This window comes from Ruminococcus sp. RTP21484sp1_RTP21277st1_D2_RTP21277_210401 (assembly GCF_040924225.1).
Lineage (GTDB): Bacteria > Bacillota > Clostridia > Lachnospirales > Lachnospiraceae > Blautia_A > Blautia_A faecis.
Genome location: NZ_JBCOMJ010000037.1, coordinates 42,217 through 53,430, shown reverse-complemented (window position 1 = coordinate 53,430; position 11,214 = coordinate 42,217). Strand labels below are relative to the sequence as shown.

The window sequence follows — 11,214 nt, the reverse complement described above, 5'->3', positions numbered from 1 at the left end:
ACTCCAAAATGAAATGTAGGTATTTTTGTCGCTTACCTTTAGATATTTCACCTGTCTACTTGACAAGGGGCATATCATACGTTATTTGCACTAATAGCGGCTGTAAATGTTATTATTGTTATAATAATCTATATTCTGTTTTTTTCAAAAACAGTTCCAATCAGCAGATAGCTTTTCCAAGCTCAATGCAGGCTGCCTGAGCCTCATCATCTGGCTCTTCGTTGCAGATTACACTATCAACAGCAAGTGCAACGCCGTCGTTCTGGCATTTTTCTTCCCAGCTGCGCATCCAGTCGCCATCTCCCCATCCGTAGGAGCCGAAGAGCGCTACTTTTTTGCCTGCAAGCTTTGGCTCACATGCTTCGAATACCGGCTGGAATACGGAATCCTCAAGCTCCTCATCTCCCATTGCAGGGCATCCGAAAGCTACACCGTCGAAACCGCTGATATCTGTTCCGTCAAAATCGTCAGCGCTGATCACTTCTACTTCAGCACCAGCAGCTTTTGCACCCTCTGCTACTTTATTTGCCATTTCCTCTGTATTGCCAGTTCCGCTCCAATATACAACTGCTACTTTACTCATAACTTCTCTTAACCTCTTTCTTTTATAATTTTATTGCCAGCCTGCGAGATTATTTATGTTTGTTTCCTCCACATCTGGCACTTTAATAACGAAAGTCAGCTTTTCCGTGACTCTTATCGCTTTTTGGCTGTCACCCATAGTGGACTTTCATTGTATGTCAGGCAGCCACTGTCAGCTGCAGAACACTCCTGCCTTTTGCCCATAGATTCCGATAAACCTCGCGGCATTTATGGTACTTCTGAAACATTTTCAATGCTTCACATTCATTACAATATACTTTCCAGCAGCCGGAACATTTATAATTCTGTCCGCCATTCTGGATAAAACCAATTACGTCCCCAAGTGGATAATCAAGAAAAATCCCAATCTCATGTGGAAAATCTTCTGATGCCTCAAAGCGCTTCTTCAGTAACGCCAGGCACTGTTCCGGTTCTGTATTTTCATATCCATATTTTTCCAGAAACCGGGCAACTCCAGGACGATTCAGATTCTGTGCCAGCTGTTTTTCCCGGTATACATAAACCAGAGAACGGTTACCACGACTGCGAAGTGCCAGCAGCTTCACGCCCTTTGGATTCATCAGCTGATTCCACCTGGAAATCTGAAGGTCTATATTTTCTCCCTCTTCACAACAGGCATTGAAAAGATTGGCTGCTTTTAATGAAGCAAGGGTGGGAGCACAGTGCTCAATGAGACATTTCTCAATCATGATAAACTCCTTATCTTTTTTATGCCATCACCGCATGCTCATCCAGCGCACACTTTAAAGCGCTTGCGCTGCTGGTATGGATGCGCGCTACCGGAATGTTGTTTTTCTTTGCTTCCTGGGATGCACTGATGACCATTTTATGGGACACTGTATTGGTAAAAAGCACCATCAGATCCGGGCATCCGATTTTTTTACGGATGGCGCCGTTCTCTTTTGGAAAAACCTTCGCCTTATATCCATAGTCTTTGCAGATATCGGTATACTGACATACCATTCTCTCATTTCCGCCGATGATTACAATACTCATGTAAATTGTCCTTTCCGGGTTTCCTGAAGCTTCTGAAAATGAAGAAACCTCCCTGCTTCCATGCAATGTTTTCTCCTTATTTTCGTTAGTCTGTTCTAACCCTTTGTTAAAAAAATTAGAAGCTTTCCGTTTACTGTTTACAACCTTCCCAGTAACGCCTGCACTTCTGAAATATGTTTTAGTTGCTGCAGTCCTTTACATTTTATTTTATGTAAAATGTGCTGATTATATATTTTTATAGTTCTACGCTTCGGTTAGCTTATGCTAACTTTTATGGTGTTAGTTTACACTAATCCTTTATTTCTGTCAAGTACTAAGCAAAAAAAAAGAGAGCTAATGAAAAACAGTCTCATTAACTCTCTGATTATATTCAGAAGTTCCACTATTACCGCAGAGCGTGTTTGAAAAATCATTCCCGCAATCAGAACCCGATTTTTTTACAATGTCCGCAATGCGCGACACATCCGTTCAGATTTCCTCAGTGCCCACCAGATTCTTCATACTGTTCATACCGATCAGCAATGTTGAAGTATTGTGAAGCAATGCTGAGGTAGTCGGCTGCAGGATTCCGGCAACGCCCAGCAGAATCAGACCAGTGTTAAATCCTACGATCGTTCTGTAATTATTGTGGATACGCTTCATCAGCGCGTCACTGATATGCTTCAGAACTACGATACCTTCCAGATTATCCGCACCGATAGTGATGTCTGCGATCTCTCTTGCAATCTCAGCGCCTTCGCTTACTGCAATACCTGCGTCAGCTGCAGAAAGTGCCGGGGAATCGTTAATTCCATCACCCAGCATGACAACCTTGCGTCCTTTTGCTTTCTCTTTTTCCACGAAGCTTGCTTTATCTTCCGGAAGAACCTCAGAATAATATTCGTCAACGCCGACCTTGGCAGCAACAGCCCTGGCTGTACGTTCACTGTCTCCGGTCATCATAACCACCTTGCTGAATCCGGCTTTTTTCAGCGCTTTTACAACTGCAGGAGCTTCCTCACGGAGAGGATCCTCAATGCAGATAACAGCTGCAAGACTTCCTTCAATTGCAAGATACAGATGGGAATACTCATTTGGAAGATTTTTAAACTTCTCTTCCATGCCTTCCGGAATGGTACATTTCTCATCCTCGAATACAAAATGGGAGCTTCCGATGATTGCTTTTTTCCCTTCAATGGTTGTGGAAATACCATGAGCCACAATGTATTCTACTTTGGAATGCATTTCCTCATGATCCAGTTTTCTCTTCTTCGCTGCGTCTACAACAGCTTTCGCCATGGAATGGGGAAAATGTTCTTCCAGGCAGGCTGCAATTCTTAGCAGTTCATTTTCGTTCTGTCCATTAAACGGGACAACCTCAGCTACTGTAGGTTCTGCCTTGGTAAGCGTACCAGTCTTGTCAAATACGATCGTATCGGCATCCGCAACTGCCTCCAGGAATTTACCGCCTTTCACAGTGATTTTGTATTCTCCTGCCTCCCGGATAGCGGAAAGTACGGAAACCGGCATTGCCAGCTTCAGGGCACAGGAGAAGTCAACCATCAATACGGAGACAGCCTTGGTTACATTTCTGGTAAGCAGATAGGTAAGTGCTGTACCGCCAAGTGTGTATGGGACCAGTCTGTCCGCCAGGTGCTCGGCCTTGCTCTCAAGACCGGATTTCAGCTTCTCAGTATCCTCAATCATGGCTGCGATCTTCTCATAACGGCTGGAACCACCAACTGCTTTTACAGTAATGACAGCCTCGCCCTCTTCCACAACCGTACCTGCGTATACAGAATTTCCTTCCACTTTTCTTACAGGAACAGATTCACCAGTCAGGGAAGCCTGGTTTACCATAGCCTCGCCCTCTGCGATCAAACCGTCAAATGGGATCACGTTTCCCATATGTACCACAACCAGGTCACCAGCCTGAATCTTGTCTGCGTCCACCAGCACCTCTGTTCCTTCACTGCGAAGCCATACCTTACCAGTGTTCAGAGACATGGTACGTGCCAGATCATCCACAGATTTCTTGTGGGTCCACTCCTCTAGCAATTCTCCGATTCCAAGCAGGAACATAACAGAACCGGCTGTGGAGAAGTCGCCGCGGAAAATAGAAACACCGATTGCAGTTGCATCCAGAACCGGAACCTCGATCTTACGCTTCCAGAGTGTCTTAACCCCCAGCCAGATGTATTTCACAGACATTGCAGTGGTATAGATTGCAGACAATGGATATGGCAAAAGCAGCTTACGTCCGTAATGGAAAATAACTTTATTTACCAGCTTCTCCTTATAAGTCTCATTTAATTCTCTTCCGGAATTCTCCAGCACCTGGGCCGGTACGCTGACACGGCTGTAACCAAACGCCTGAATTGCCTTCAACAGTTCATTCCGCTCTCCGGTGTAGTAAATAAGAGCATCACTGGTACGGTTAAAGACCTGAGCCTTCTTTACTCCATCCAGATTTTCCAGGTAATACTGAAGGGTATCTGCCTGGGTAAAATTCATATATTTCTGAAAAAGATGGACTCTGATACGCCCTTTTTTCTCATGTTTAATTGTAAATTTCAACTTGTTCACCTACTTTTTCTTCAAAGCAAGAGTTACTGTTCATTACGTTCACCACAATCACTTCGCGCTACACTCTTCGCGTTTTCAGTAAAATTTGTTCACCCAAAATATCCTGCAGAACTTTTCGAACGAACAGCAACAATTAAGAGGACTGTCGCAAAAACGGCAGTCCCCAATATGTTTGCAATGTATTTCACTGCCATCTTACTCAGCAGTTTCCTCTGTCTCAGCTTCTTCAGTTTCTTTAAACTCAGTCTCGCTCTCAGCTGCCTCATCCTCAAACGGCTCCTCAGCTGCTTTTCTGTCCTCATTGATCTGCTGTGCATCTGCATAGATATCACCTGCATTTTCCTGAACAGTTGTAACCGTCTTCATTACACAGTCCTTTGCTCTTAAAACAGCTGCTGTGCACTCTGTGTAAACTTTTTTCGCATCTTTGCTTGAAAGAAGCTTGATACCTGCAGTTCCGAATAAAACACCTGCTGCAAAAAGTCCTGTCTTGTCCCATTTAAAACTTGCCATGATTAAATTCCTCCTTATAGTGAAACGTTATTGTTGTTAATTGTTTTTCAATATTTTGGTATTATATATCAGTTTTTCTGAAATTCCCAGTGCTATTTTGCTTATCGAGAAATATTCTCATTATTTTCCTGTTTTAGAGCGTGTTTGAAAAAAATCTAGTTTTCTTCCCCAGATAACTGTTATTTTTATATGCCTTCATTCTGTCACTGCCAGATTTCAAGCCCCGCACTTTGACATGGTCATCTCAATACTTTCAATATCCTGATCTCCGATATAGCCCATATTTTTCAATCCAGCTCTTACAACCTGTTTCCAGACTTCAGAAGGCAGCTTACAGACAGTATCATCGCTGAGTCTTACAGTGCAGCCATTTTCCTGGCAGCATGCTTCACAGCTGGAAATCCGGTACATGTTCTTGCGGCTGATGGCGCCGATTTTTTCCAGCATATTTACCATGCGGTAAATTGTGGCCGGTCCAATATTTCGATCTTTCTCCTGCACCTTGTAATAAATTTCCTTGCAGCAGGAACACTCCTCCTCCAGAATAATATCCAGGATCAGCTGGCGCTGTCTGGTGATCCTGCAGCCCTGTTCGCGTAATCGTTCAAAAATCATATCTTTCTGCATTTGTGTGCGCTGATATGCTTCCTGATTTTCATATGCTTTTTCTTCAACTGCATTTTTCATCATTTTCATCGCCATCCTTTTTGATTTCTGTGTGATTTTATGCCAGGAGCTGGAATTTCTATATAAAGAGAAATCATAACGGTTCGCGCCTTCACTGCTGCAGAACATCTCTTTTCCAAAACGAAATACTATTGTGATTTCCCCTTATATAAAAATTCCAGCCTGTATCTCTTTAAGGGATACAGGCTGAATTATTTAAGAACTTTGCTTAAGCAATACTCTTTGTATTAACTTTTAAGCTGTTGCTCTCTTTATATGGTCTGAACAGCAGGTACAGGAATGCTGCAACCAGAACAAATGCTACAACAGTTCCGATTCCAAATCCGCCGCCTGTAAGCAGTGTACCAATCTGATAAATGCAAAGTGAAACTACATAAGCAAGACCACACTGATAACCGATTGCAAACCAGAACCATTTTGCGTTGTTCATCTCTCTCTTGATTGCACCCATAGCCGCGAAGCACGGAGCGCAAAGAAGATTGAATACCAGGAATCCATAAGCTGCAATTGGAGTCATAACCTGTGCAAGATTTCCCCAGATCTCAGCTCCATCCTCTGCAACCTCTGCAAATCCGAAGAGCATACCAAATGTAGCAACAACGTTCTCTTTTGCAATAAGACCTGTTACGGCTGCAACTGCCATCTTCCAGCCCTCTCCTGCTTTTGTCCATCCAAGAGGAGCAAAAATCCAGGCGATAGCAGAACCAATCTTGGCAAGAATACTGTTGTTCAGTTCTTCTACCATTCCGAAGGAACCGCCTTCCCAGCCGAATCCCATGAGAAACCAGAGAACGATTGTGGAAAGAAGAATGATGGTACCAGCTTTCTTGATGAAAGACCAGCCTCTCTCCCACATGCTTCTCAGAATATTGCCGACTGTCGGCCAGTGATATGCCGGAAGCTCCATAACGAATGGTGCCGGCTCGCCAGCGAACATTTTTGTTTTCTTAAGGATGATACCGGAGCAGATGATTGCTGCGATACCAACAAAGTAACAGCTTGTCGCAACCCATCCGCTGTTGTTAAAGAATGCACCTGCAATCATTGCAATGATCGGGAGCTTCGCACCACAAGGAACAAATGTTGTGGTCATAATTGTCATTTTACGGTCACGGTCGTTCTCGATTGTACGGGAAGCCATAACTCCAGGAACACCACATCCGGAACCGATCAACATTGGGATGAAGGATTTTCCGGAAAGACCGAATTTACGGAAGATTCTGTCCATGATGAATGCAACACGAGCCATGTAACCGCAGGACTCAAGGAATGCAAGGAACAGGAACAGAACCAGCATCTGCGGTACGAAACCAAGTACAGCGCCAACACCGGCAACAATACCGTCAAGGATCAGTCCCTGCAGCCATGCAGCGCAATTTACAGCTTCCAGAGCAGACTCAACTGCCGGAGGAATAATCTCACCGAAGAGTACATCATTTGTCCAATCTGTTACAATAGTTCCAACAGTGGTTACAGACACATAATAAACAACCCACATTACAACTGCGAAGATCGGAAGCGCCAGCCATCTGTTGGTTACGATTCTGTCGATCTTATCGGAGGTTGTAAGCTTCTTTCCTGTAGAGGATTTTGTATAGCACTGTCCAATAATGGAAGAGATGTATACATAACGCTCGTTTGTGATAATACTCTCTGTATCATCATCGAATTTATCTTCCAGAGCCTTTACTTCGTAAGACACATCCGGAACGCTCTTCATCTGCTCTACGATCTTGTCATCTTTCTCGATAAGCTTGATTGCAAAGAAACGTTTCTGAGCCTCTGCAACAGTTCCTGTCAGCTTATTCTCAACAGATTTGATCGCATCCTCAACATCCTGTGCAAATTCGTGAACCGGAACGGTTTTCTTTTTGCTCTGTGCTGCGCTGATTGCTTTCTCAGCAGCTTTCATAATTCCGGTTCCTTTCAGAGCGGAAATCTCAACTACTTCGCAGCCAAGCTTTTTGCTCAATTTGTCAATGTGGATCTTGTTTCCGGATTTCTGAACCAGGTCCATCATGTTGATAGCCATAACTACCGGAATACCAAGCTCCATGATCTGTGTGGACAGATACAGGTTACGTTCAAGGTTTGTACCATCTACGATGTTGATGATCGCATCTGGCATTTCATTGATCAGGTAATTTCTGGCAACCACTTCCTCAAGTGTGTATGGGGAAAGGGAATAAATACCAGGAAGGTCCATGATGGTTACATCCTTATGACCTTTCAGTTTACCTTCTTTTTTCTCTACTGTTACACCGGGCCAGTTACCAACGAACTGGTTAGAGCCGGTCAGTGCATTGAATAATGTGGTCTTGCCGCAGTTAGGGTTACCTGCAAGTGCAATCTTAATCGACATTTTCATGCCTCCTCTTTCTTTCCAGATTTTCTTTTTCCGGGCTTATTATATACAGCTTCTGCTGATTTTAGTTGCCCTGTGCTGCCGATTGTTTTAATCAGCTTTCATTTGTTAGTGTTTCAACCTTTTATTAGGTTTCGCTAACCAATCAGGTAAAAAAAATTGCCTGTTCACTTCCAGAACATGCAATTTCATGCTGTGCTGATTTTGCCACTGTTCATATGACAACATTTGTAAAATGTTTCTCAAAAATATGTGAGCAGTAACTTTTCCCTTATGTACACACAGCAAAGTACTATATCCTGTACAGTATTTATTCTACCTCTATCATTTCTGCATCGACTTTTCTCAGAGACAGTTCATAATCTCTTACGGTTACTTCAATAGGATCTCCAAGCGGTGCAACTTTACGTACATAGATCTGTACCCCTTTGGTGATTCCCATATCCATGATACGTCTCTTTACTGGTCCTTCGCCGTGCAGTCTCTTCACTGTGACAGTCTGCCCTACGCCAACTTGCCGTAATGTTTTCATAATACTTGCTCCTTTTTTCTGGATTTCAGACCATGATCCGATTCGCCATATCCTTGCCAATGGCAACTCTGGAATCTTTCACATTCACGATCATGTTACCGCTGATCTCGCTTACAACGGTTACTGTGGCTCCCTGTACAAACCCAAGATTTTCAAGGAATTTACGGGTTTCTTCTTTACCGCCGACTTTTTTAATCACCTGCGGCTCTCCTTCGTTTACCATTGATAACGGCATCATATCATCCTTCCTTTTTTGTGCTTTAGAAACATCTATTCATTATTATGTTTTGCTTACGTTGATTAGTATATTCTAATTTATATAAGCTGTCAATAATTTATTTGCATTTTTTTCTCATTTTTTTCACTGCAATATCGTAAATTTTGACCAGTGCTTTTTGAAAATGTTTCGAGATTCCAGAGTGTGCTAAAAAAAATTTCTACAAAATATACCGCAAAGTGGGGCGTACAGATTGCGGAACGTTACCAGTGAACATTAACTGCGGGAATGCTTTTTCAAACACGCTCCAGTATGAATGGTGGATTTATGGGGAATTATTGTTTATAATGTAAAAGAAGATAAAAAGTGTTGAATGAGCGTATTTTTATGCTTCATACATTGTTTTAGATAGTAAAATCTGTGAAAAAGTTACATGTATAAAAAAATCACATGTACTTTATTGAAAAGAAAGGATTACTTTTTATGAAACAGGGAAGCAAAATCGGGATTGTCTGTTGTTCCAACGGACTTAGGCCAGAACAGGCCGAAACAATAAAAATGTTGGTGCAGATTCTGGAAAAATCCGGACTAGAAGTAGATCTTAGCCCTTACCTTTATGGAGATGAAAACGGACAGGCTGGAACTGCCAGGGAGCGTGCCGGGGCTCTTATGAAATTTTATGAGGATGATTCTGTCACGGATATTTTTGACGTATCTGGCGGGGATATGGCCAACGAGATTTTATCCTATCTGGATTTTCAGACCATTGCTTACGGAAAAAAGCATTTTTGGGGATATAGTGATCTGACAACAATTATAAATGCCATTTATGCCCGAACAGGGAAATCTTCTGTCCTGTACCAGATACGAAATCTCACCTACGATCACAGCCAGTCCCAGATAACGGACTTTCTTAATACTACCTTGGCGGGATCCTCTTCTCTTTATGATTTCCCTTATGAATTTGTGCAGGGAACTCATATGGAGGGAATTGTAGTAGGAGGAAATATACGGTGCCTTTTGAAGCTGGCTGGCACGCCCTACTGGCCGGATATGCGAGAGAAAATCCTGCTTCTGGAGTCCTTTGGAGGAAAACTGCCGCAGATGGTGACTTATTTAAGCCAGTTGAGCCAGATGGGGGTATTTAAGAAAGTAAATGGGATTTTGTTGGGGACGTTTACGAAAATGGAGGCGGATAACTGTCAGCCAGATATGGCAAAACTGCTTCTTGAATTCACAGAAAAAAAGACGCCCATTGCGAAAACACCTTTGATCGGGCATGGAACGGATTCAAAGGCAATTCGCATCGGGCATCGTTTAAAGTTATTCTCCGCAGAAGAAAACAAACGGATATATAAAGAATTTTAGATCCTAGCCACTCCGCTCCTAATGGCAGCTTCAGCAGTAGCCTTCGCAACCGCATCTTTCACTCTTGAATCAAATGCTGCTGGCAGAATATAATCAGCGCAGAGTTCTTCGTCGCTTACCAGGCCTGCAATGGCGTAAGCTGCGGCAATCTTCATTTCGTCGTTGATGTCAGATGCACGGACATCAAGGGCACCACGGAAGATTCCCGGGAAGCAGAGAACATTGTTCACCTGATTCGGATAGTCGGAACGACCTGTGGATACTACCGCTGCTCCTGCTGCCTTGGCCTCATCCGGAAAAATCTCAGGAGTCGGGTTTGCGCAGGCAAAGATGATCGGATCTTTCGCCATAGTGCGAACCATATCCGGAGTAAGGGTTCCAGGTGCGGAAACACCAATAAATACGTCAGCACCTTTGATCACTTCACTCAAGGAGCCCTTCTCATGATTGGCGTTTGTGATCTTCGCCATCTCTTCCTTGATTGGGTTCAGACCCTCACGGCCTTCGTAAATTGCACCTTTACGGTCTGTCATAATAACGTTCTTAAGTCCCATAGAAATAAGAAGTTTGATAATTGCGATTCCGGCAGCTCCTGCTCCGGAAGTAACGATCTTAATGTCTTCGATTTTCTTGCCAACAACCTTCAGCGCATTGATCACACCTGCAAGTGTAATAACTGCAGTACCATGCTGGTCGTCATGGAAAATCGGAATATCACAGCACTCTTTCAGCTTCTTCTCAATCTCAAAGCATCTCGGTGCGGAAATATCCTCCAGGTTTACACCGCCGAAGCTTCCAGCCAGAAGGCGAACGGTCTGCACAATCTCATCTACATCCTTGCTTCGAACACAAAGCGGAATAGCATCTACATCACCAAACTCTTTGAACAGAACACATTTGCCCTCCATAACCGGCATACCAGCCTCCGGGCCGATATCTCCAAGGCCAAGAACAGCGGTACCGTCAGTTACTACAGCAACCGTATTCCAACGTCTGGTCAGTTCATAACTTTTATTAATATCTTTCTGAATCTCAAGGCAAGGCTGTGCAACACCAGGGGTGTAAGCAAGGCTTAAAGCATCCTTGGAATCAACCTTTGCTCTTGAAACAACTTCAATTTTACCTTTTAACTCATAGTGCATCTTTAAGGATTCTTTTGCGTAATCCATGTTCGTATCTCCTCTTCTGAAAAAAATGTGTGGGCACCTGCTCTCATTATTATACGCAGCAGGTCCCGCTCGGATACAAAATATCCACTTTGGGCTACAAGGGAAAGTATATACGAAACTTCGTCAAATCACAACATGAAAATATGAATAAATCTCTCAATAAACAGAACACGTTACTGCTCACTCCGTTCACAGCAAC

Annotated in this window: 12 protein-coding genes; 2 read left to right on the top strand and 10 right to left on the bottom strand. The window is 43.3% G+C overall.

Features of this window, described 5'->3' with window-relative positions; genetic code table 11:
* Nucleotides 1-160 precede the first annotated feature (160 nt).
* From AB5706_RS19915 to AB5706_RS19875, 9 genes are all read right to left on the bottom strand, one after another.
* On the bottom strand, nucleotides 161-583 hold the full coding sequence (locus AB5706_RS19915) for a flavodoxin (protein ID WP_148461782.1): 423 nt from the start codon (nucleotides 581-583) through the stop codon (nucleotides 161-163).
* Between the two features lie 157 nt (nucleotides 584-740).
* Entirely contained in the window at nucleotides 741-1,292 is a 552-nt protein-coding gene (locus tag AB5706_RS19910; RefSeq protein WP_118581820.1) for a DUF3793 family protein, read from the bottom strand.
* A gap of 19 nt (nucleotides 1,293-1,311) precedes the next feature.
* Nucleotides 1,312-1,599, bottom strand: a complete 288-nt coding sequence (locus tag AB5706_RS19905; RefSeq protein ID WP_118581906.1) for a DUF2325 domain-containing protein — start codon at nucleotides 1,597-1,599, stop codon at nucleotides 1,312-1,314.
* 468 nt (nucleotides 1,600-2,067) lie between these two features.
* A complete protein-coding gene (locus tag AB5706_RS19900) occupies nucleotides 2,068-4,155 on the bottom strand; it encodes a heavy metal translocating P-type ATPase (RefSeq protein WP_243243715.1) in 2,088 nt (695 codons plus the stop codon).
* A 204-nt stretch (nucleotides 4,156-4,359) separates the two neighbouring features.
* Nucleotides 4,360-4,677, bottom strand: a complete 318-nt coding sequence (locus tag AB5706_RS19895; RefSeq protein WP_118581826.1) for a DUF6110 family protein — start codon at nucleotides 4,675-4,677, stop codon at nucleotides 4,360-4,362.
* A 216-nt stretch (nucleotides 4,678-4,893) separates the two neighbouring features.
* Nucleotides 4,894-5,367 (bottom strand): Fur family transcriptional regulator, encoded by a 474-nt coding sequence (locus AB5706_RS19890; RefSeq protein ID WP_243249213.1) that lies wholly within the window; start codon nucleotides 5,365-5,367, stop codon nucleotides 4,894-4,896.
* 205 nt (nucleotides 5,368-5,572) lie between these two features.
* Complete coding sequence (feoB, locus tag AB5706_RS19885) at nucleotides 5,573-7,726, bottom strand: ferrous iron transport protein B (RefSeq protein ID WP_173769944.1); 2,154 nt, start codon at nucleotides 7,724-7,726, stop codon at nucleotides 5,573-5,575.
* A 313-nt stretch (nucleotides 7,727-8,039) separates the two neighbouring features.
* A complete protein-coding gene (locus tag AB5706_RS19880; RefSeq protein ID WP_118581832.1) occupies nucleotides 8,040-8,261 on the bottom strand; it encodes a FeoA family protein in 222 nt (73 codons plus the stop codon).
* Nucleotides 8,262-8,286: 25 nt separating this feature from the next.
* Nucleotides 8,287-8,499: a FeoA family protein gene (locus AB5706_RS19875; protein WP_118581835.1), complete on the bottom strand. Its 213-nt coding sequence runs from the start codon at nucleotides 8,497-8,499 to the stop codon at nucleotides 8,287-8,289.
* A gap of 150 nt (nucleotides 8,500-8,649) precedes the next feature.
* On the opposite strand from AB5706_RS19875, the gene AB5706_RS19870 reads away from it, so the two are divergent.
* A complete protein-coding gene (locus tag AB5706_RS19870; protein ID WP_368365045.1) occupies nucleotides 8,650-8,751 on the top strand; it encodes a DUF6783 domain-containing protein in 102 nt (33 codons plus the stop codon).
* Nucleotides 8,752-8,961: 210 nt separating this feature from the next.
* Nucleotides 8,962-9,846, top strand: coding sequence for an LD-carboxypeptidase (locus tag AB5706_RS19865; RefSeq protein ID WP_195392209.1), 885 nt, complete (start codon nucleotides 8,962-8,964; stop codon nucleotides 9,844-9,846).
* On the opposite strand, the gene AB5706_RS19860 is transcribed toward AB5706_RS19865, so the two are convergent.
* Nucleotides 9,843-11,015 (bottom strand): NAD(P)-dependent malic enzyme, encoded by a 1,173-nt coding sequence (locus AB5706_RS19860; RefSeq protein ID WP_195392210.1) that lies wholly within the window; start codon nucleotides 11,013-11,015, stop codon nucleotides 9,843-9,845. The two genes, AB5706_RS19865 and AB5706_RS19860, sit on opposite strands and share 4 nt — an antisense overlap.
* Nucleotides 11,016-11,214: the final 199 nt, after the last annotated feature.

Bases quoted from the DNA above. Each gene is read 5' to 3' on its own strand.
- AB5706_RS19860 (WP_195392210.1), bottom strand. From the start codon at position 11,015: ATGGATTACGCAAAAGAATCCTTAAAGATGCACTATGAGTTAAAAGGT.
- AB5706_RS19915 (WP_148461782.1), bottom strand. From the start codon at position 583: ATGAGTAAAGTAGCAGTTGTATATTGGAGCGGAACTGGCAATACAGAG.
- AB5706_RS19890 (WP_243249213.1), bottom strand. From the start codon at position 5,367: ATGATGAAAAATGCAGTTGAAGAAAAAGCATATGAAAATCAGGAAGCA.
- AB5706_RS19880 (WP_118581832.1), bottom strand. From the start codon at position 8,261: ATGAAAACATTACGGCAAGTTGGCGTAGGGCAGACTGTCACAGTGAAG.
- AB5706_RS19895 (WP_118581826.1), bottom strand. From the start codon at position 4,677: ATGGCAAGTTTTAAATGGGACAAGACAGGACTTTTTGCAGCAGGTGTT.
- AB5706_RS19875 (WP_118581835.1), bottom strand. From the start codon at position 8,499: ATGATGCCGTTATCAATGGTAAACGAAGGAGAGCCGCAGGTGATTAAA.
- AB5706_RS19905 (WP_118581906.1), bottom strand. From the start codon at position 1,599: ATGAGTATTGTAATCATCGGCGGAAATGAGAGAATGGTATGTCAGTAT.
- feoB (WP_173769944.1), bottom strand. From the start codon at position 7,726: ATGTCGATTAAGATTGCACTTGCAGGTAACCCTAACTGCGGCAAGACC.
- AB5706_RS19910 (WP_118581820.1), bottom strand. From the start codon at position 1,292: ATGATTGAGAAATGTCTCATTGAGCACTGTGCTCCCACCCTTGCTTCA.
- AB5706_RS19865 (WP_195392209.1), top strand. From the start codon at position 8,962: ATGAAACAGGGAAGCAAAATCGGGATTGTCTGTTGTTCCAACGGACTT.